The 22,203-nt window shown below is 31.7% G+C and carries 18 protein-coding genes; 9 read left to right on the forward strand and 9 right to left on the reverse strand.

Annotated features, from left to right (window positions below; all coding sequences use genetic code 11):
- Positions 1 to 102: 102 nt before the first annotated feature.
- Complete coding sequence (locus ACYX4H_RS12470) at positions 103 to 945, reverse strand: UDP-2,3-diacylglucosamine diphosphatase (RefSeq protein ID WP_476236613.1); 843 nt, start codon at positions 943 to 945, stop codon at positions 103 to 105.
- A 187-nt stretch (positions 946 to 1,132) separates the two neighbouring features.
- Here ACYX4H_RS12470 and aroC point away from each other — a divergent pair, with 187 nt between their 5' ends.
- The 6 genes from aroC (at position 1,133) to ACYX4H_RS12500 (ending at position 7,243) form a co-directional block, all read left to right on the forward strand.
- Entirely contained in the window at positions 1,133 to 2,194 is a 1,062-nt protein-coding gene (aroC, locus tag ACYX4H_RS12475) for a chorismate synthase (protein ID WP_476236615.1), read from the forward strand.
- A 262-nt stretch (positions 2,195 to 2,456) separates the two neighbouring features.
- Positions 2,457 to 3,494, forward strand: coding sequence for a glutathione synthase (gene gshB / locus ACYX4H_RS12480; protein ID WP_475296150.1), 1,038 nt, complete (start codon positions 2,457 to 2,459; stop codon positions 3,492 to 3,494).
- Positions 3,495 to 3,508: 14 nt separating this feature from the next.
- The gene (locus tag ACYX4H_RS12485; protein WP_476236616.1) at positions 3,509 to 4,018 is read left to right on the forward strand and encodes a hypothetical protein; all 510 of its coding nucleotides are present in this window, start codon (positions 3,509 to 3,511) and stop codon (positions 4,016 to 4,018) included.
- 5 nt (positions 4,019 to 4,023) lie between these two features.
- Entirely contained in the window at positions 4,024 to 5,187 is a 1,164-nt protein-coding gene (locus ACYX4H_RS12490; protein ID WP_476236617.1) for a sulfurtransferase, read from the forward strand.
- Positions 5,180 to 6,007, forward strand: a complete 828-nt coding sequence (locus ACYX4H_RS12495) for an N-formylglutamate amidohydrolase (protein WP_476236618.1) — start codon at positions 5,180 to 5,182, stop codon at positions 6,005 to 6,007. Before ACYX4H_RS12490 ends, ACYX4H_RS12495 begins: the two co-directional genes overlap by 8 nt.
- A 75-nt stretch (positions 6,008 to 6,082) precedes the next feature.
- Positions 6,083 to 7,243: a flavohemoglobin expression-modulating QEGLA motif protein gene (locus tag ACYX4H_RS12500; protein ID WP_476236619.1), complete on the forward strand. Its 1,161-nt coding sequence runs from the start codon at positions 6,083 to 6,085 to the stop codon at positions 7,241 to 7,243.
- A 25-nt stretch (positions 7,244 to 7,268) separates the two neighbouring features.
- On the opposite strand, the gene ACYX4H_RS12505 is transcribed toward ACYX4H_RS12500, so the two are convergent.
- From ACYX4H_RS12505 to ACYX4H_RS12515, 3 genes are all read right to left on the reverse strand, one after another.
- Positions 7,269 to 7,724 (reverse strand): DoxX family protein, encoded by a 456-nt coding sequence (locus ACYX4H_RS12505; protein ID WP_476236620.1) that lies wholly within the window; start codon positions 7,722 to 7,724, stop codon positions 7,269 to 7,271.
- 63 nt (positions 7,725 to 7,787) lie between these two features.
- Positions 7,788 to 8,354: a Crp/Fnr family transcriptional regulator gene (locus ACYX4H_RS12510; protein WP_476236621.1), complete on the reverse strand. Its 567-nt coding sequence runs from the start codon at positions 8,352 to 8,354 to the stop codon at positions 7,788 to 7,790.
- Between the two features lie 150 nt (positions 8,355 to 8,504).
- Positions 8,505 to 9,398: a LysR family transcriptional regulator gene (locus ACYX4H_RS12515; RefSeq protein WP_476236622.1), complete on the reverse strand. Its 894-nt coding sequence runs from the start codon at positions 9,396 to 9,398 to the stop codon at positions 8,505 to 8,507.
- 79 nt (positions 9,399 to 9,477) lie between these two features.
- Between ACYX4H_RS12515 and ACYX4H_RS12520 the strand changes: the two genes are divergently transcribed.
- The gene (locus ACYX4H_RS12520) at positions 9,478 to 10,098 is read left to right on the forward strand and encodes an NAD(P)H-dependent oxidoreductase (RefSeq protein ID WP_476236623.1); all 621 of its coding nucleotides are present in this window, start codon (positions 9,478 to 9,480) and stop codon (positions 10,096 to 10,098) included.
- 52 nt (positions 10,099 to 10,150) lie between these two features.
- On the opposite strand, the gene ACYX4H_RS12525 is transcribed toward ACYX4H_RS12520, so the two are convergent.
- Both ACYX4H_RS12525 and ACYX4H_RS12530 read right to left on the reverse strand, forming a co-directional pair.
- Positions 10,151 to 10,570 (reverse strand): thiol-disulfide oxidoreductase DCC family protein, encoded by a 420-nt coding sequence (locus ACYX4H_RS12525; RefSeq protein WP_476236624.1) that lies wholly within the window; start codon positions 10,568 to 10,570, stop codon positions 10,151 to 10,153.
- Between the two features lie 18 nt (positions 10,571 to 10,588).
- A complete protein-coding gene (locus ACYX4H_RS12530) occupies positions 10,589 to 12,484 on the reverse strand; it encodes a tetratricopeptide repeat protein (protein WP_476236625.1) in 1,896 nt (631 codons plus the stop codon).
- Positions 12,485 to 12,795: 311 nt separating this feature from the next.
- On the opposite strand from ACYX4H_RS12530, the gene ACYX4H_RS12535 reads away from it, so the two are divergent.
- Entirely contained in the window at positions 12,796 to 14,388 is a 1,593-nt protein-coding gene (locus tag ACYX4H_RS12535; protein WP_476236626.1) for a thiol-activated cytolysin family protein, read from the forward strand.
- Between the two features lie 251 nt (positions 14,389 to 14,639).
- Here ACYX4H_RS12535 and ACYX4H_RS12540 read toward each other — a convergent pair whose 3' ends face one another.
- Together ACYX4H_RS12540 and recG are read right to left on the reverse strand one after the other, a co-directional pair.
- Positions 14,640 to 16,811 (reverse strand): endonuclease MutS2, encoded by a 2,172-nt coding sequence (locus ACYX4H_RS12540; protein WP_476236627.1) that lies wholly within the window; start codon positions 16,809 to 16,811, stop codon positions 14,640 to 14,642.
- 238 nt (positions 16,812 to 17,049) lie between these two features.
- The gene (gene recG / locus ACYX4H_RS12545) at positions 17,050 to 19,158 is read right to left on the reverse strand and encodes an ATP-dependent DNA helicase RecG (RefSeq protein WP_476236628.1); all 2,109 of its coding nucleotides are present in this window, start codon (positions 19,156 to 19,158) and stop codon (positions 17,050 to 17,052) included.
- 70 nt (positions 19,159 to 19,228) lie between these two features.
- Here recG and ACYX4H_RS12550 point away from each other — a divergent pair, with 70 nt between their 5' ends.
- On the forward strand, positions 19,229 to 21,193 hold the full coding sequence (locus ACYX4H_RS12550) for a M1 family metallopeptidase (RefSeq protein WP_476236629.1): 1,965 nt from the start codon (positions 19,229 to 19,231) through the stop codon (positions 21,191 to 21,193).
- Here the strand turns inward: ACYX4H_RS12550 and ACYX4H_RS12555 are convergent, their stop codons facing one another.
- Positions 21,194 to 22,198: a PorP/SprF family type IX secretion system membrane protein gene (locus ACYX4H_RS12555; protein ID WP_476236630.1), complete on the reverse strand. Its 1,005-nt coding sequence runs from the start codon at positions 22,196 to 22,198 to the stop codon at positions 21,194 to 21,196.
- Between the last annotated feature and the right edge of the window lie 5 nt (positions 22,199 to 22,203).

Genomic DNA, 22,203 nt, shown 5'->3' on the forward strand with positions numbered 1-22,203 from the left:
TTTTGTCAAAAATAACGCCAAAAACTATGTAATATTTATTTTTTTGTGCTTAAAAAAACAATATAACAGGTAAGTATTTGTTTTTTAAGTAGTTGTTGTGATTTAGTTTTTTTCGTGTTTGTCTACAATGGTAATGGCAGCAATTAAATCTTTAACTTCTAAGTCTTCCATAGAATCATCAATGTAAAAAGGCGCTAGTTTGTCTTTGTTGTAGTTGTAAATTTTCCAGCGTTTAAATTGATACTCTAAAGCGGTAAAGTTTTCAACCCAATCACCAGAATTTAGGTACATGGTTTTACCGTGTTTATTTTCTTTGTATTCCATTTTAGGTTGATGTATATGGCCGCAAACCACATAATCATAACCGTTTTCAATGGCTAAATCAGATATTACGGTTTCAAAATCATTAATAAATTTAACCGCTTTTTTTACACTGTTTTTTATTTTTTTTGAGAAAGAATAGCGCTCTTTACCACGTTTTTCTAAATACCAATTAACAAGTCTGTTTATTAAAATAAGTAAATCATACCCGTAACCACCTAGTTTAGCTACCCATTTTGCTTGCTGAATAGAGACATCAAAAACATCACCATGAAAAAACCACCCTTTTTTTCCATCTAAATTTAAAACAAGCTTATCAACAATAGCAATATTACCAATACTTGTACCGCTAAATTTACGGAGCATTTCATCATGATTTCCCGTGATATAGAAAATTTCAACGCCATCAGAAGCCATATCCATTATTTTTTTAATCACCTTTAAGTGTGATTTTGGAAAATAACGTTTACTAAATTGCCAAACATCAATAATATCACCATTCAATATTAATTTTTTTGGATCAATACTATTAAGGTATGTTAACAAATGTTTAGCATGGCATCCGTATGTTCCTAGGTGAACATCAGATATAACGGCAATTTCTATTTTTCTTTTTACTTTCAATATTAGGGAGTTAATGGTTTATACAAATAACAGTTTTTACTATTATGTAATCATTACCGCATAATTATTTATATATGAGAATATTGTTAAGCTATTGTTACCATTTTTTGTATTTATATAGTTTGTTTCAGCCAATTTCATTTTTGTTTTTGTGATATAACATTTACATTAGCACAAAATTTTTGTTATGGCAGGAAATTCCTTTGGAAAACTATTTAATTTAACCACTTACGGAGAGTCTCACGGGTCCGCTTTAGGCGGCGTAATTGATGGTTGTCCATCTGGTGTAGCTTTAGATTTAGATGCAATTCAACACGAGTTAAATAGGCGTAAACCAGGGCAATCTGCCATAGTAACACAACGTAAAGAGCCTGATACAGTTAAATTTCACTCAGGCATCTTTGAAGGAAAAACTACAGGAACACCAATTGGCTTTGTAATTGAAAATACCAACCAAAAATCTCATGACTATTCGCATATAAAAGATAGCTACAGACCAAGTCATGCCGATTATGTGTACGATAAAAAATACGGTTTTAGAGATTACCGTGGTGGCGGACGTAGTTCTGCACGCGAAACCGCTTGTAGAGTAGTAGCAGGTGCCATAGCCAAACAATTACTTAAAGGTATTGAAATAACAGCCTATGTGTCTGGTGTAGGAACCATGAAACTTAATAAGCCTTATACAGATTTAAATTTGGCTAAAGCCGAAGAAAATATAGTACGTTGCCCAGACCCTGAAATGGCAACTCAAATGGAAAGCTATATTAAAGAAGTGCGTAGTAAAGGAGATACTGTTGGCGGTATTGTAAGCTGTGTTATTAAAAATGTACCTGTTGGTTTAGGTGAGCCTGTTTTTGATAAATTACATGCCGAATTAGGTAAAGCAATGTTATCAATAAACGCTGTTAAAGGTTTTGAATATGGTAGTGGCTTTCACGGTAGTACCATGTATGGAAGTGAGCACAATGATGCATTTAATAACGATGGTAGTACAAAATCAAATTTTTCAGGTGGCGTACAAGGCGGTATAAGCAATGGTATGGATATTTACTTTAATGTAGCCTTTAAACCGGTAGCCACATTAATTCAAAAGTATGAAACTATTGATAAGCATGGTAAAACCGTTGAAATGCAAGGTAAAGGGCGTCATGACCCATGTGTTGTACCACGCGCCGTACCAATTGTAGAAGCTATGGCAGCTTTAGTTTTAGCAGATTACTATCTAATTAACAAAATGCATTCTTAATAGCTTTTTGCATTGTAGTAAAATCAAAATTCTTTTTGTTTAGCATAAAGCTTAACATCTTTGTTATTGCATCACTCTTAAAATGATGCATTAATAATTTAATATGTTAATTTGCTGTGTTTCTTATTAAATAACTATTAAAAGTAGGCAAATTTAGCATGTTATTAAAAGCAGGTTAAAAAAGTGCTTTGGCTTTATGTAACTAAAAAAAATGGTTAACTTTAGCTATCAATAAAATTAAACACCCTAAAATATAACAAACATGAATGTTTGCTTTTTAATGTACCCCTGGGAAGAAATAGACCCAGAAAAAGATTCAACATTAGCATTAATTAAAGAATGTGTAAAACGTAACCACGGTGTAGCCATGTGTGTTCCAGCAGATTTAACCATACGAAACAGTGTTACAACAGCAAATTGTTCGGTTATTAAGCGTATGGAAAAAACACCAGCAGCGCTAAAATCGTTTTATAATAAGGTTGAATTTAGAAAAGAAATGTTACCGTTAGCGGGGTTTGATGTTATATTTTTTAGAGCAAATCCGCCACTAGATCCGTTAATGCTTAATTTTCTAGATTCTGTTAAAGATGATGTTTTTGTAATGAATTCTTTAGAAGGACTTCGCGAAGCAAATAATAAACTCTATACTGCAGCCTTTGGTGATGCACACAGCAATATAATACCTGCCACGCATGTTTCAAAAAGTAAAAATTATTTGATCAGGCAAATTAAAGAGTCTAAGGCAGATAAAATGATACTGAAACCATTAAATGGCTATGGCGGATCTGGCGTTATTCTAATTGAAAAATCGGCAATGAGTAATATTAATTCGCTGTTAGATTTTTACATAACCAATAGAGATGGCACTAAAAACTACGTGATACTGCAAGATTATATTGAAGGAGCCGATAAAGGCGATGTTCGTATTCTACTTTTAAACGGAGAACCCATTGGCGCTATGAAACGCGTTCCTGGTAATGAAGATCACAGATCTAATATTACCGCAGGAGGCAGCGTACAAAGGCACACGCTAAGTAAAGAAGAAAAAGCATTGTGCAAACAAATTGGACCTAAATTAGTAAATGACGGGCTCTATTTTGTGGGTATTGATGTTATTGGTGGTAAACTGGTAGAGGTTAATGTAATGTCTCCCGGAGGTATCACATACATAAATAAAGTGTATAAATTAAAAACTAAAATTGAAGAAAAAGTGGTAGATTTTCTAGAAATGAAAGTGCTAGATAAATTACAAGCTTTTGATAGAAGACAACGCTTACGTAAAGCCGTACAAGACGCTTAAAATTTAAAATACCAATGAAAAGAAAATTAATAATTGCTATTGCTTGCTTGGGGGTGTTTTTAATTTCATGTAAAAAAGAAAAAACACCAAAACAAGAGTTGTTAAGTATTATGACAAAACTGCAAAAAGATACTGATTATTCTTTTTTTAAAACATTTGAACCCACAAAAGCAGATATAAAATTTATAGCAAAAGATAGTTTAGTAACAGAACAATTATTTAAATACTCAAAAAGTAGGTGGGCTGTGGTTGATGAGATGCCAAAAAACCTAATGTTATTAGATAATAAAACCGACAAAATAGCCATTGTGTCATCAAATAAAATGCAGTTGGTAGAGTGGCGTCATTTAGGTGGTGTACCACAAAATTATAGCATGTTACATGAGTTTATTAATAATGATGTTGTTGTTTACGGCATTCAATTTATTAATAATGAAGGTAAATTAATAAAAGAAAGAGATGCCTTTTTTAAAGTTAACAATAAATGGATTTTTATACCAGAAACATATAAAGCATTTTATTAATAATTATGAATAATCAACTAACACTATTACATCCGGTTGTATCGGTAACATGGCTAAATAATAATATTAACGCCTCAAATTTAGTGGTGTTAGATGGCACCATAGCAAAAACATTAAACGCAGATTCTATACAAATTCCCAAAGCCCGTTTTTTTAATATAAAAGAAACGTTTAGTGATATTAGTAGCGCGTTCCCTAGTACATTTCCTTCGGAAAAACAATTTCAAACCGAAGCTCAAAATTTAGGCATCAATAATAATAGTGCCATTGTGGTTTATGATGATAAAGGTATTTATTCTAGTGCCCGCGTATGGTGGTTGTTTAAAGCATTTGGTTACAATAATGTAGCAATTTTAAATGGCGGTTTTCCTGCTTGGTTAAAAAGTAATCTTCAAACAGAAAAAGCAATGCCTTATACTGGTGAAAAAGGTGATTTTATGGCTAATCTTCAACCAGAATATATGATGTTTTTTAATGATGTAAAACAAGCTTCAAACAATAAAACACATACAATTATTGATGCGCGTTCTGAAGGCAGGTTTTCAGGAAAAGAACCAGAACCTAGAGCAGGTTTGCGTTCGGGTACCATTCCAAATTCTGTTAATTTACCGTTTACTAATCTGTTAAAAAATGGTGTTTTAAAAGATGAAGAAACAATAGCTAAAGCATTTTCAAACGTAATAAAAAGTAAAAACGAGCCTGTTATTTTTTCATGTGGGTCTGGTATTACAGCCTGTGTTTTGGCTTTAGGTGCTGAAATTTCAGGATATAAAAATGTAGCTGTTTATGATGGTTCTTGGACAGAGTGGGGCACATTAGTACCAGCAAGTATGGAGCACCCAAGCACATGGACAAAGCAACAACTTTTAGCTTATATTTTACTTTATGTTGCGCATTCAGATTTAAATGAAAGCAACAAAGAAAAAGACTATATTTTAAATAGAGTTGATAAAAATGTGTACAAATTGGTGTATGATCGTTTTGAAAAAGATAACGATTACCAAAGCATTGAAAATATTATTGAAGCTGTAAAAGCACATGATTATTTTAGAAATGATTTGGCCGATTTATTTGCCGATATTAAACTCATGGCATTTGCCGATGGAGATTTTAACACCATGGAACAAGTAGTTTATAATCAATTACAGCATATTTTGAAGCATGAATAAGCTTAGTGTTGAAAATATAATTACCAATATTGCCAATAAAAAAACATTTCATGCCGTGGCTTCAGATTATAGTTTTACTATAAAAATTGAAAGTTATGTGCCCTATGCTTGTGCAGCTATTCATAACGGACATCAATTTAGAAAAGACCTTTGGAGTAATTGTTTTCATACTGCTTATGAACGGTGGTATGAAGAAGACCCCGAAACAAAAACTATGATACAAAGTCACCCAATTGTTATTGCAGGTTGCGATTCTAGGTTTGAATACGATTTAAATCGTACGCCAGAAGAAGCTGTGTTTACAACAGCCTGGGGTAAAGCGCTATGGAAAACACCATTAACTAATGAAGCTAAAACCCAAAGCTTAAATAAGCATGCAAACTTTTATAAAGTTGTATATGCGCTTATTGAAACTTTAGAAAAAACTTTTGGTTTCTGTACGGTTTATGATATGCATAGTTATAATTGGGAACGTTGGGATAGGGAAGTGCCTACATGGAATTTAGGTACAACAAACCTAGATAATAAACGATTTGGAGAGGTTATTGAGTTATGGAGACAAAATCTGGAAAGTATAAAACTACCAAACGGAATAGCACAAACTGCTAAAATAAACGACACGTTTTTTGGTAATGGTTATTTTTTAAAATACATAACCAATCACTTTAATAATACCTTAGTTTTAGCCACCGAAATAGCTAAAGTATATTGTGATGAAACAAACCAAATTATATATCCAGAGGTAGTTACTGCTGTTGAAAACCAATTAAAAACACATATTGAAACACATGCCAACCATGTTTACAACGTAATGTGTTAAAACTATAAAGTGTTAAAGTGGCTAATATTTAAAAATAAACTTTGCAACACTTTAAATTATTTTCAAAAAAACATCATGAATATAGATAGTAATATAGATAACAAAGCACTTATAATAATTGATGCTAATATTGATAAATTAGTAAAACAAATAGAACTTTTAAGCTTTGTTAATCCTGTTAATATTGAAGAAGAAAAACAACGTTTTTTTGCTTCAAAATATTTAACCGATCCTGTTTTTAAATACCCAAACATAAATTTTGACAGGTACAAACTTCATAGGAAATTATTTGAGAATAACTTAGAAGCTATTGAAAATAATGCTATTAGAAAATTATATGAAGATATTATTTACCAATATTCAGGTTTAATTCAGTGTATTGAAAACATTGGTAGTGGTAAAAAGTTTTATTATGATTGTTTACGTTGTTTTGGTACACCTACAGAGCAAGATGTTGAAAACGCTAAATTTATTTTACATTTTGAAGAAGAACCTGCTGATGTTGGTATGTTTGAACCAAAGTATAGCGCCCAAGTCTCTGAAACGTTTTTTAGAGACTATTCAAAACGATATGATTTTGATTATAAAATTGCACATTCCAACAAAATATCGGCCATTGCAATGGTATTAAACAATGTGCAAACATTAGTTTTAAATAGTAATTACACCTATTCTGATAATGAAATTGCAGTACTAACCAATCATGAAATTGGTGTGCATATGGTAACTACCATGAATGCGCAGCAACATGCTTTAAAAATATTTTCGCATGGGTTTCCAAATAATGAAGAAACCCAAGAGGGGTTAGCTGTTTTTTCAGAATATATGAGTAATAATCTCACTATAAAACGGCTCAAAGAATTAGCCTATAGAGTTATTGCTGTTGATAGTTTAGCAAAAGGCTATTCGTTTTCAAAAACCTTTAGATTACTTCACAACCAATACGATTTAAACCGTGAAAAGGCTTTTTTTATAACTCTTAGAGTACATCGAGGTGGAGGTTTTACCAAAGATTATTTGTATTTAACAGGCTTAAAAAAAGTTTACAACTACTATAAAGATGGTAAAGATTTAGGTTTGTTGCTCACAGGAAAAGTAACTTTAGAGTATGCAAGCCAAATACAAACGTTGATAAAACAAGGTTTAGCAACACCACCAAAGCATATAACAGATGCTTATGCGGTAAATAAAAACACCAATAAAACAATAGATTTTATTTTAGAAAGTTTAAAGTAACTTTTTAAAATAAAGGTGTTTTTTGTCATACTGTTCTTAAGGTGCTAAAATAAACCCAGGCAATAAAGAAACATTGCAACGGAATTCTAAACCATAAATAAGAAATGCCATGGCCGTTAAAGGTGCCTTTTTGATAATTAATACTGTGAATTGAAGCATAAACATTAGCAGGTAGCATTAATAGTAAAAAAACAATTAAAAGCCATCCGCTGAGTACTTTAAATTTTGGAATAAGCAAACCAATAGCTAAAATGACTTCTAATATACCGGTAAGGTAAACAAGAAACGTTTTAAACGGCATAAATTGAGGTATCATCATTGTCATTCCTTTAGTAAATAAAAAATGTCCAAGTGCCGTAAAGCAAAGCATAACAGCCATTGCTACTCTTGCAGCTAAAATTATATCATATGTTTTTTTTGCAAATTTCACTATGAAAATTGCAATTACAAAGCTTACTAAAAGCACTAATAATGGTTTCATATTGTCTATATTTAATAAATTACAAAGTTGCAATTCGGTTTTAAATTAGACAATGAACCTAAGTTAAGTAATGCGTTTCCGTATTCTGCTTAGGGCTTGTGGAGTAACGCCAATATAAGATGCAATAAATTTAAGTGGAATTTGTTTTAATAAATTAGGGCGTTCTAAAAACAGGTCTAAATAGCGCGCTTCGGCTGTTTTACTTAATAGTGCCATTTCTCTTTTTGCTTTTATTAAAAACATGTTTTCAGCCATAACTCGTCCAATTATATTGCCACTTTTAGTTTTGTTATAAACGTCTTGCAGGTTTTTAAAGGTTATTTGCCACAAAATGGTATCTGTTAATGTTTCTATTTCATATAATGAGGGTGTTTGGGTAATAAAAGAATCATAAGCCGTTACAAATTCGTTTTCAAATACAAATCCAAAAGTTAAGTCGGTTTCTTCTTTCGGAATATAAAGTCTTACCGTGCCTTCAGAAATAAACGATAGATAGTTTTCAATAGCACCAGTTTTTATTAAAGTTGTGTGCTTTTTTAATGTGGTTTTATGTAGTTTAGAAGAAAAAAAAGCCCAGTCAGTATCACTCATTGGGTGAATTTTATCAATAAATTTTTTGATTTCTTCCATGCTATTTTTGATTAGTTAACAACTTTATTTATTAAAACATTAGAATAATTAACATTATGCCATAAAAATAAAAAGTATTCTTTAATTATTACTTACATGCATTATTTACAGTAATTTTATATTTGTTACATTTATAGAATGAGTTAACTATTAACTAGATTTGTTGCTTTTTTGGTGCATTTTCTCAATAAAAAGATTAATTTCTTTCAAGTTGGAATTCTTATGCTTGTAAGAATAAAATAGTTTTTGCCCTATTTTATTAGAAGATTTAAAGGGTGTTTTAACTGTTTTTTGCTGAAGCGCATCTTCACACAAGCTCCTAGGTACTACGGCACATCCGCTGTTGTTTTTTAAAGCGTCAATTATACCTAAATAAGATGGTAAAACATATCTTGGTACTATTTTAGGGCTAGTATTAAAACTAAAATCCCAAAATTTTTTAATATCTTTTTGTTCGTTATTAAAAGTAAACCAAGTTTGCTTTTGTAACCATTTAATAAGTTTAATATTGTTTTTTTTGATGTTTTCAGGAATGCTAATATTGTTAGAGCATATTAACTCTAAAGTTTCATTCTTTAAATAAGTGAACTCATGATCGTGTGTTTCATGTTTTTTTATACCAACTAATAATTGAATTTCTTCGGCTTCAAGGGCTTCTATTAAATCTTTTTCTGTACCAAATTGGGTAACAATGTACATGTCAAAAGTGTAAATTTTATGAATTAATTCTTTCTTAAATACATCTGTTGTACAACCAATTGTAATAGAAGAACGTTGCTTTTTTGTTCTTTGACTTGAATAATATTCTACTTTTTTTAACTCCTGTAAAGGGTTGCTAATTTGAGAATATAAAAACTTTCCATATTCTGTGGCTAACAATTTTCTTGTAGTTCTTTCAAATAATTTTTTCCCAATATGGCTTTCTAATGCAGATAAGTGTTTACTAACACCTGGCTGAGTCATATTTAATTTTTTTGAGGCTTCTGTGATGCTTATACATTCATATATAGCGCTAAATGTTCTTAGCCATTCTAAATTAATCATAACAATTGTTATAAATACATAAACAAAAATAATTAAAATTATTAATAGGCTAGATCTATATTTGTAAAAAATATAATTTATGACAAAAACATTAGCAATTAATTATGCCCCAAGAAAAGGTTCATACACGAAAATTTTATTTGATGAATTTGTGAAACTTGCTAAAGGGAAAACAGAAATTAAACAACTTAATTTAGTAGAAAATCCACCAGATTTGCTGCTAGAAGAAAATTTGAATTTAATAATGGCTTGGAATTTAGGAAAGAGAGACTTTACCGAAGATGAAATTAAAACACTATCCAACCATCAAAAACTTATTAATGATGTTGTAGAAGCCGATAATATTGTATTAGCATTCCCTATTTATAATTTTACTATGCCAGCAACTGTTAAAGCATGGATAGATGCTATTGTTGTAAGTGATAAAACATTTTCTTTTAATCCTGAAACGGGTTTCATTGGTCTTTGCAATAATAAAAAAGCTTTATCTATAATGGTGAGCGGATTTGATTATAGTAAATCAGGAAATATTAAAGAATTTGCTTCTTCTACCTTAAAACAAAATTTTGATTTTATAGGCATGACTTCTGAACAGGTTTCAGCTTTTGGAATAGACCAAAATAGAGATCAATTAAATTTGATTTTAGATAATGCCAAATCTGAAATTAAGGCTGTAATTGATAAATGGTTCACAGGTTAATATAATTTACATGTAATTTATATAGATAAAGAATAGGTAAAACAACTTGTAGCTACAGTAAAAACTTGCTTTCTAACTCAGGAGTTGGTAACATGCAAGCATCTTTTTTACCAAACCATTTATAGCGGTTTTTAGCAATAAAACCATACACCCAATTGCGTATAAAAGCAGGCACAATTAAAAACAATACTAAAAGGTTTGTTGGTAAGCCTAAATGTTTGGCAATGCCTAAGGCAGCGGTACTTTTGTGTGTAATGCCTTTGTTTGGTGTGTACAATAATATAGAATCTATTTTTTTTGTGTTAATGTTATATGCTTTAATAAGTTGTTGCCCTATATTGCTTTGTAAGGGCGCAAATAAAAAGCGGTTGTTTTTATCATGTTTTATAACATACTGCACAGCATTGTTGCAAAGGTTGCAAACGCCATCAAATAAAATAAGTTGTTTGTTATGTGGTATTGGGGTTTTCACATTACAAAAATACGGCTTTTAAAGGGTATTTAAAAAGGTGTTTAAATCGGTTTCTTTATCTAGTTTTAGTTTCTTTTTCAGTCGGTATTTACTTTTTAAAACACTTTCGGGTAATACATTAAGCATTGAGGCAATCTCTTTTGTAGACAGGTTCATACGTAAAAAGGATGCTAACCTAATTTCTTTTTCGGTAATTTCGGCATAAATGGTTTTTAATTTGTTATCAAAGTTGTTATGTACCTCAGAAAAGTAGCTTTTAAATATTTCCCAGTCTTTATCTTCAGCACTTTCTTTTTTAAGTAGCATAACCAAACGGCGGAATTCAACTTTAAAAAGTTCTGGAGATTTTTTTATCTTCTCTAAATTCTCTTTTAACTCTTGTATAAAGGTGTTTTTTTGAACCAAATGTAGCGTTTGTGAAGCAAGTTCTTTCTTTTTAAAAGCAATCTCCTGTTTGTAGATTACTTCTTGTTTTTCACGCTCAATTTTATTTTTCTTTATACGTTGTTTAAACCCGAAATATAACAAACCAGAAACTGCAAGAAATGTAAACATACCACCGGCGTAAAGCCCTTTTTTAAGATTGCTAATTTCAACTTTTTGGTTTAGAGTTTCTATTTCTTTTTGTTGAAAAGCAATTTCAGCTTCTTTTTTTTCGGTTTCATAAATGGTTTGTAGTTCAGATAATTTTTGTCCGTTTTCAATATTGTAAATGCTATCGCTTATTTTTTTAAAGAGCTTATGATAGAAAAAGGCTTGATTGGTTTGGTTTAATTTTTCATAATTTTTATAAAGTAAATTGTAAGTGTTTAGCTGTGTTTCTAATAAGTCTTTATGTTTTGCAAGCTTTAAAGCTTTTTCTGAAAGACTAATGCTTTTGTTGTAGTTACTTTCTACAAAAGCAATTTCAGCCATTTGAATTTGATTATCGGTAACTCTAGCTGTTTCTTGAAGAGAGTCAGATATTTTTAAAGATTTGTTAAAGTATTTGTTCGCTTCTTTATATGTTTTTCCTTTTTTATGATAGAGACCTAAACCATAATAAACCATAGATAGTCTACCTGGGCTTTTCATTTCAATAGCAAGATCTTTGGCTTCTAATAGCATTGTTTTAGATGTATTGTAATGTTCTTTGTTTCTAAGATTAAGAACACCTAATTGTGTGAGTCCAAAAATAACCCCAAGCTTATCATCTCTTTCTTTGTATTTGTTGAGTGCTTTTTCATAGTAATTAATTGCCATTGAAGTGTCCTTCATTTTTAAGTAGTTATAACCAATAGAATTTATAGCACTAATGGTACTTCTTATGGCTCTATCATCTGAATATTGTTCATAAATCCTCATGGCTTTTAAGTTGTTTTCTAACGCCAATTTAAACTGTCCTAAATCATTATAAACAATAGCTTTCTTTTCAAGTGCTCCAGCATAACCTGTAGTATCGTGAGCTATAAGAAAGTGTTTTTCAGCCTTACTTGCATGATATAAAGTGCTGTCGTGTTGGTTAATAATAGCATGGTTTAGTGATAAATTTAAGTGCATTACAGCAATGCAACTATGTTCTTCATGTTCAATACTTAATTTTAGGCCTTTTCTGTAATATTTATTAGAATTTTCTAAGTCGTCTGTATAAGAATATGCAATAGCCATTCTTTGGTAACCAGTATAGGTGGTAGGCACATCGTTTAGTTTTTTGCCTAAATCTACAAGTTGTTGTGCATATGCAAATGCTTTACCGCTATTTCTATTTATATGGGCTCTCCATAAATTTGTTAAAATGGGTGTTCTTTCTGTGGTTTCTGGTGTGTTGTTTAAAATATTTATAAGGCTGTCAATTTGTTTTGGTGTAGCATCATATTGTGAAAAACAGAAAGAAACGCTAAATAAAAGAAGAAATAAAGTGGTTAACTTTTTCATTATTAGGATGGTTAATTACACAACTAAGATAGTTAATAAACCTTTTGTTTTCTATATAAGAAGTTTTCTTAAAAATAGTCTTGTCCACAATAAGTCTATGTCTTTGGTTTGGGTTTTATAATTGTTTTAAAAATTAGTTTACTGATAATCAGTTTTTTGTGGTGATTTTAAAAATTGTATGTTACAGCTTTGTCCATGTGTGTTTTTAGCTGTTTTTGGTAATGCTGTCCATGGTTTGTCCATGCTAAAAATTAGTTTTCACTTCCATTGGTGTATAAGTTTGAACTGTTGAATCACAAAAATTAGAAATCATGAAAACACAGCTATTAACAATCAAGCCAATTTTATTGGTATTAACAACCATTATACTTTCATGCAACGCATGCAGTTCAGAAAGTGTAGAAACAAACCCAAACAATCAAGTATCGGGCGAAGCACTTTTAGAAGTAAATAATCTTCTAGCAAGTCTAAGTAATTTTGAACAACCAGACGAAGACGCCAACCAAAAATTTGTTGAAGAAGTAAGTAAAGAGCGCGAAGGCCAAAAAAACGAGTGCGTAGTAAACAAATACAAGTTATCACCCGGTTTTAGTGAAATGATTTTACTAGACCCTACAAGCGATGTTATTTACCCTGGCGCTATGCTAAAAGGAGAATCGATTCCAACAGGAGAATATATTGGTATAACAGGAAATAGAGCTCCCATAACTTTATCGGTTTCTTTAGAAAATTTAAACGGAAAACCATCAGCGTATATAGAAAACCCTAATGTAAACACTGTAAGAACAGGTGTAAAAAATATGCTGCAACAAGGTGTAACGGGGTCAGCATCAGCAAAAGTAAATTTTACTACAGAAGAAGTATATTCAGAAGAGCACTTAGGGGTTGCATTAGGCGCTAGTTATTCTAAAGGAAAAAATAGTATTTCGGGGTCTTTCAATTTCAATAGTTCAGAAAAAAAATATAAATACGTTATTAAATATTTGCAAGTATATTATACCATAGATTTAACCATAGAAGACAGTGAAAACCCTGGAAAACTTTTCGCTTCAGCACCTAATTTAAACAGTACAAGCCCTGTAATAGTATCTTCTGTAAAATACGGACGAATGTTAATTTATACTGTAGAAACCAACTCAAAATTTACCGATACCCAAGCAGCCTTTAATGCGGCATTTAAAGGTGGATCTGCTGGTGGTAATGGAGAGCACCAAGCATTTTGGAACAGCTCTACCGTAAAAGCGCTAGTAATTGGAGGTTCATCTGGTGATGCGGCACAGGTTGTAAGCGGTCCGCAAGGTGTATACAGTTATATTACTGAAGGTGGCGAGTATTCAGCAAATTCTCCTGGCGCACCTTTGGGTTATACATTGCGTTATATTAGAAAAGGCTTTCCGGTTGCAAATGTGGTGTTATCTAGTGAATATAATATTAGAACATGTTATGAAGCATATCATAAATTTGGTATTCAGCTTTACGGTATAAACTTGGTAAAAAATAACGGTGGCAGTATACGTTTACACGGTAATATGAAAGCACAAGTTTTTCAAAATAACAATGTTATGGCGTCAGAGTCTTACACACGTACTAGAAATAATTACATTATACCCGAGGAAGGTAAGTTTTGGCCTATACCAATAGATAAAACTCAAGAAATTGAATTGTATATGCCAGATTTAGAGAACGATTATATATTACTTTCTGCAGAGTTTACCGAGGATGATGCCATTGGAGGCGATGACTATTTAGGAAAAACAGAAATGAAAATTTTACTAAAAGATGTGCAAAATGGTAAAGATGATGATAATGATGGCAGCGACAAAGACGATTATGTTAGATTACTTCTAACAGAAGATAAAGATATTGATATGCGTACCTACTTTTATGCGTGGCGAGTTTACTAATATATTTATTAAAAGCAGTCGGCACCTTAAAGTTGTAGATTCAACAACTTGGTGTTGGCTGTTAATTAATTCCTTAAAACTTTTAAACTATAATTTTTTATGGTGTTACCCTTCTTAGGTCGGGTCGGGCTTTCGGTAGTCGCTCTCTCCTGCGTCGAGGAGCTCCAACAAATACCTCAATCCCTAACACAACTACCAGCAATAACAGTTAAACACACAAAAAAAATTACTGCCAGCCAATGCCTAATACTTTATTTTTTCACAGCTTCAACCAATTCCAATTGTTCTAAACTCACATTGGTAGTAAAAATACCGTAGTTAACAACAGCTTTGTTTTTTTCAATTTTGTCAATAGTACCAATAGCTCTGCCATCTTCCATTCTAACGCGGTCTCCAAGTTTCAAAATAGGTTTTGGTTTAGGTGGTTGTTTGGCTTTTAGTTCTTTTTCAACCTTTTTCTTTTTTCTTATAACGTTTACCTTTTTTTCAACCTCCTGCTTTACCTGTTTTTCTTTGGCTTTTTCTGCCTTTTTTTGTTTAACCGATATGCGCTTACGTTTCGAGTTTTCAATTTGTACCAACTTAAAAAGCTCGTTCATTAAATCTCGCTTTTGTTTGTTGTTAAAATATTTTTCGGCTAAATCATCAACTTTTTGTCCTAAATAAATTAAGCGTTGGTTGCTATCGTATAGTTCTTGGTAGCTTTCAAGCTTTTTCTGTATTTTGGCATTAATCTCTTCTAACTTATCAGCTTCTTCACCTTTTTTCTTTTCATTTTGTTTAAGTGATTGCCCTGTTTTTTCAAGCTTAGAGCGTTCTTTTTGTAGTTTAGCAATAGTAGCATCAAAACGCACTTTACTGCGTTCAATTTTCTTTTTAGCACGGTTAATTAAACTGTACGGTATACCGTTTTTCTGGGCAACTTCAAACGTAAAACTACTACCAGCTTGCCCAATTACTAGTTTAAACATGGGCTCTAATGTGCGCTCATTAAACAGCATATTAGCGTTTTCCATAAAAGGCAATTCGGTAGCTAATATTTTTAGGTTAGAGTAGTGGGTGGTTATAATACCAAAGGCTTCACGGTGGTAAAACTCTTCTAAAAACGTTTCGGCTAAAGCGCCACCAAGCTCTGGGTCACTACCTGTACCAAATTCATCAATTAAAAAAAGCGTGTTTTTATTACACTTTCTTAAAAAGTAATTCATTTGTTTTAGCCTGTAACTGTAGGTGCTTAAGTGATTTTCTATAGATTGGTTATCGCCAATATCACTTAAAACCCTATCAAAAATACAAACCCTACTGCGCTCATGCACCGGAATTAATATACCACTTTGCAGCATAACTTGCAGTAAACCAATGGTTTTTAATGTAATACTTTTTCCGCCAGCATTTGGCCCAGAAATAACAATAATTCTACTATCTTGTTTTAGTTCAATAGTTTGCGGAAAGGTTTCTTCATTTTTTGCTAAATTATTTAAATATAGCAGCGGGTGGTAGGCGTCACGTAAAAATAGGTGGCGTTCTTCGGTTATTTCAGGTAAAATAGCATTCATAGAGCGCGCATATTTAGCTTTAGCTGCAATTACATCCATGGTTACTAAAAACGATTGAGAGTCTTTTAAATGGTTTGCAAATGGCCTAATAAAGTTAGTAAGTTCTTTTAAAATTCTTATAACTTCTTCTTGCTCTTCGTATTCTAAATTATTAAGTTCTCGGGTATGTTGTAAAGTTGTTTCGGGTTCAATATAAACGATACTACCGGTTTTACTGCTGCCCATTATAGAACCACGTACTTTGCGCCTGTACATGGCTTTTACGGCTAAAACGCGCTTGTTTTCTATTACGGTTTCTCTAATATCATCTAAATAATCCTGACTACTGTATTGGTTTAAAGCCGATGTAAAACTTTGGTTTATTTTCCCTTTTATAATGTTTATAGATTGCCTTAAATTATAAAGTAATGGTGATGCATTGTTTTTAATTTCACCAAATTTATCAATAACACTTTCGGTTTTTTCAATAATTATTTTGGTAACTTCAATGCGTGAACTTAAATTATTTAGTTGTAAATAGTACTCTTTAAACTTTTCTAAAAACAGTACAATGTCATTGGTAGTTGCAGATAGTGATGCTATTTTTTTAAAACTGTAAACCTCTAAGTATGTGTTTTCTATGTTTAGTAACTTTAACTCTTTGTTTATATCTTCAAAACCATGGTTTGGTATCCGGTTGTCATTATAAAATGAAGATACATACTCATTGGTTAATGCTAATGAGAATAGAACAGCTTCTTTGGTTTTTAGCGGATTTGATTTTAGAACACGTGCTGTACCAAGTGGCGTAATACAGTGTGTGCTTACTTGTTGTAAAACCGTGTAAAACTCTAAATCTTCTAATGTTTTTTTGTGAATGTTTATCATTCTTAAATGCTAAATAAGGCTGCAAATTTAAGCATTATGTTTAAAGGTTTGTGTGGTTTTGTTTAGGTTAATTACTGTTAATTAACAATGCGGTGTTGTTTTTTAACACAGTTATAACGTTAACTTGTTGATTTTGTGTGTACTTTGCACTTGTGGAAATTAATTAATTATCCAAAGCAAACATTAATCAAACATCGAACAGTTAAGTGAAAAACCCAATTGGAAACAGTTGGGTTTTTTAGCTTATGTAATTCCAAATGTTTTTGTATTTAGATAATGCTTTGTAAGTATTTAAAATATTAATATTACTTGGATGTGATAATGAGGGATCTTCTTTAAGTACTTTTTTAGCGTAGTAGCGTGCATGTTGCAATACATCTTTATCTTTTACAATATCGGCAATTCTTAGGTTTAAAACACCGCTTTGTTGGGTTCCCATAACATCACCAGGACCTCTTAGTTTTAAGTCAACTTCGGCAATTTCAAAACCGTCATTAGTTTTAACCATGGTGTCTAATCTAGTTTTACTGTCGTCAGATAATTTATGCCCTGTCATAAGTATGCAGTAGCTTTGTTCTGCACCTCTACCAACACGACCACGTAATTGGTGTAGTTGTGATAAGCCAAAACGTTCGGCGCTTTCTATAATCATTACCGAAGCATTAGGCACATTAACGCCTACTTCAATTACAGTTGTAGCAACCATAATTTGTGTTTCGCCTTTGGCAAAGCGTTGCATTTCATAATCTTTATCGGCGGGTTTCATTTTACCGTGAACAATAGAAATTTGGTAATCTGGCATAGGAAAATCTCTCGAAATGCTTTCATAGCCATCCATTAAATCTTTATAATCCATTTTTTCACTTTCTTGAATTAACGGATATACCACGTAAATTTGGCGACCTTTTTTTATTTCGTCTTTAATAAACTTAAAAACATTAAGGCGGTTTTTATCAAACCTGTGTACGGTTTTAATGGCTTGTCTCCCCGGAGGTAATTCATCAATAACAGAAATATCTAAATCACCGTAAACAGACATTGCTAAAGTTCGCGGAATTGGTGTAGCGGTCATTACCAAAATATGGGGCGGATTTGAGGTGCCTTTATCCCAAAGTTTTTTTCTTTGTGCTACTCCAAAACGGTGTTGCTCATCAATAATAGCAAGTCCTAAATTTTTAAATTTCACTTTGTCTTCAAGTAAGGCATGAGTGCCTACTAATATTTGCAAATTACCGCTTTCAAGCGCTTGGTGTATTGTTTTTCTATTTGAAGTTTTAGTTGAGCCTGTTAATATTTTTATATTGATATTCAGTTTATTACACCATTCTAATAATCCGTTGTAGTGTTGAACTGACAAAATTTCAGTAGGCGCCATTAAGCAGGCTTGAAAACCATTATCTAAAGCCATAAGCATACACATAAAAGCCACAATGGTTTTACCGGAACCAACATCACCTTGTAACAGTCTGTTCATTTGGGCATTGCTTCCTAAGTCGGCTCTTATTTCTTTTAAAACTCGCTTTTGAGCATTGGTTAATTCAAAAGGCAAATGGTTGTTGAAAAAGGTGTTAAAATAGGTGCCAACTTTATCAAAAGTAAACCCTTTAATTTTTGTTTTATGAATAAGGTTTTTAATTATTAGTTGTAGCTGAATAAAAAATAATTCTTCAAATTTTAAGCGTAATTGTGCTTTTGCTAATAATTCTTGGCTTTTTGGAAAATGAATATTTAAAAGCGCTTCACTTTTATTTAAAAGGTGTAATTCTGAAATGAGTTCAGAAGAAAGTGTCTCGGTAAAACGTCCTTTTGTTTCTAAAAATAATTGCTGCACAATTTTACTAACAACCCTATTACTAATGCCTTTATTTGTAAGTTTTTCGGTTGAAGGATAAATAGGTTGTATACCCGCGTTAAGTCCTTTTTTGTGCTCTTCAGTAGTTTCAATATCGGGGTGTGGCATGCTAAATTTGCCGTTAAACCAATTGGTTTTACCAAAAATAACATAAGGGATATTTAATTTTAAGCTGTCTTTTATCCATTTATGACCTCTAAACCAAACCAGTTCCATAGTGCCAGTTTCATCTTGAAATGTTGCCACTAAACGCTTGCCACGTTTTTGTGCCACCTCTTTAAAGCTTTTAATAACGCCAACCACTTGTATTTCGGCATTACTTTGCTTAATTTGGTTTATTTTGTAATACCGCGTTCGGTCTATGTAACGGTTAGGGAATAGGTTGAGTAAATCTTGAAATGTATGAATACCTAGCTCTTTACGCAACAAATCGGCTCTGTTGGGGCCAACGCCTTTAAGGTAATCTATGGGTGTTTGTAAAAAAGCGGTATTCATAGAACTAAATTAATTCTTTTGAAACGAATTACAAATGGTATTTTGGACTAAAGTTTGCTATATTCACTGTATGAAACATATATTCATATTATTTCTGTTTTTTTTAACAGTAGTCTGTTTTGGCCAACAAACTGATAGTGTTGATTTTAAAACTTGTAAAGCAAATATTAGTTTTAATGTTGCTAAAAATGAAGTAATAGGCAAGGTGGCTTATACTTTTAGTATATTAAAAAAAACAGATTCGGTTTATTTAGATGCACAAAACATGCAGTTTAAAAATGTTAGCTTGTTTAAAAATAATAAGCAACAATTTTTAAATATCGTAAATTCTAAAAGTAAACTCATACTTCATCATACATTTAAAAAAGGGAAACAATACACTGTAACGTTTAATTATAATGCTACTCCAAAAAAAGCATTATACTTTGTTGAAAGAGATAATGAACCTCAAATTTGGACTCAAGGACAAGGGAAATATACAAGCAATTGGTTACCAAGTATTGATGATATGAATGATAAAATAGCGTTTAACTTAGCTGTTACTTTTAATAAAAATTATGCAGTTATAGCCAACGGTAATGTAATAAACAAGCATATAAACCAATCTACAACCGCATGGCACTATAGTATGCAAAAACCCATGTCTAGCTATTTGGTAGCTCTGGTTATTGGTAAATATGATAAAAAGGTAGAATATTCTAAAAGCGGCATTCCTTTAGAAATGTATTACTACCCAGAAGACTCCCTAAAAGTTGAACCAACCTATCGCTACACGAAACAAATATTCGATTTTTTAGAAGAAGACATTGAAGTACCATACCCTTGGCAAAATTACAAGCAAATACCAGTAAAAGACTTTTTATATGCCGGTATGGAAAACACAAGCGCAACTATTTTTGTTGATAGTTTTGTAACAGATTCTATTGCATTTACAGATAAAAATTATGTAAATGTAAATGCCCATGAGTTGGCACACCAATGGTTTGGTAATTTGGTAACAGAAACCAATGGTACGCACCATTGGTTACAAGAAGGTTTTGCAACATATTACGCCTTATTAGCAGAAAAAGAAGTGTTTGGAGAAAATTACTATTATTGGCAACTATATAAGTACGCAAAAGAATTACAACAACAAGATAAAGCAAAAGCAGGTACAGCGGTTTTAAACCCTAAGGCAAGTAGCACAACATTTTACAAAAGAGGCGCATGGGTGTTGCATGCACTAAGAAATAAAATAGGAGATGCCGCTTTTAAAAAAGCTGTTAAAAACTATTTGCAAAAACATCAATATAAAAATGTTGAAACTAATGATTTTATAAGTGAAGTAGAAAAAGTAAGCAAGCAAAACTTAAAGGGATTTGTTGAAACTTGGTTAAAGTGTGAGGTTTTTAATTTTGATGATGCTATACAACTTTTAAAAACATCAACATTGATAAGCAATTATTTAGAAGTTGACTGTGAAACTAATGATTTGAAATGTAAACAGTTGTTAAATACTAATAGTTCAGATGAGGTAAAAGTGAAAATAATTACAGAAAACCCACAGCTAATAACTAAAAATACATTTAAAAATTCTATAAAAGTAAGGCAAGCCATTGCTCAAAATTTAATAGAAATTCCTTTAGAATTAAAAGAAGATTATGAGTCGCTTTTAAGTGATAAATCATATGTAACTATTGAAACTGCGTTGTTTAATTTATGGCGAAATTTTCCTGAAAATCAATCAAAATATTTAAAAGCAACAAAGGGAATAATTGGCTTTCAAAATAAAAATATAAGAACGCTTTGGTTAACATTAGCCTTAATTACTGATGGTTTTGAAACCGAATATAAAAAACAATATTTTGAAGAATTAACAGCTTATACAAGTGCCAAATATGGTTTTGAAGTTAGGCAAAATGCCTTTCAATATTTAAGTGAAATTCAAGCTTGTGCAAGCCATTGTAAAGAAAACTTAAAACAAGCTACTAAACATCATAATTGGCGTTTTAAAAGTTTTGCAACTACTTTACTTAAAGCATTAAAAGCAGAATAATTATTTTCTACGTTCGTTATTTGCAGGATTTCTACAAACTAAACAAGCTGCTAAGTAGGTTATAGAAAGTTCGTAAACACCATCGGTTCTTCCAATATTTGATGTGTTAAAATCATAGGAAAAACCAAAGCGTAAACGTTCAAATTCTACACCAACCAATGCATTTATTGATGTTAGTAAATGACTGTTACCACTATTTTTAGCTGGATTTGTAACAGCCATAGCGCCTAAAAATAGTTTGTTTAGTTTGGCTGTGGCGGCTAAATCAAACCTGTTAAACTCGCCTTGTTGCATATAATTTGCAGAAAGTATCATGTCATTATAATCAAAATACGGAAACTTATAATTGGCGTGTATAGTGTACAGAATATCTAATGGAACATTACCATTGTTTAAAAACGAAATATTGGGTCTATTTAAGTGTTTTACGGCGGCACCAAGCCATAAATCGGTATCATTACTTCTGTTTTTTTTATCGAACACAAAACCAGCAGTAAAATCTACAAATCCAATATTATCATTGGCATTAGCAGCAAACGGATCACTAGAATTTGTGTTTACAGTACCAGCATTTATATTAATTTGATCTGATAACAATAAATTTCTGAAGTTAAACGATTTCATGCCGTAACCAATTTCAATGGCAGGCCTAAAAAACCAATCGTTATTTAAACCAATAATATAGGTAAAGTTAGCATTAAACTGAAAATGGTTGTAACTAGTGCTGCTTTCTCGCTGATTTAAAACACTAGCACCAACACCAATGCCATTACTAGCAGTTTCTAACCACGTGTTAAAAAAGGCATAATTAGTGTCTACTTGTAAGTCTAAATAAGGCCATTGTGTACGGTGTAAAACTCCAAAATAGGTAGCTTGTTCAAAACCTGAAAATGCAGGGTTTATAGTTTCAGGCACCATGAAATACTGACTAAAAATGGGGTCTTGCGCATGTGCTTTAAAACAATAACATGCGGTTATTACAATAACATATAATTTTATTTTCATGAGTT

Source organism: Seonamhaeicola sp. ABD4_340, from assembly GCF_056312135.1.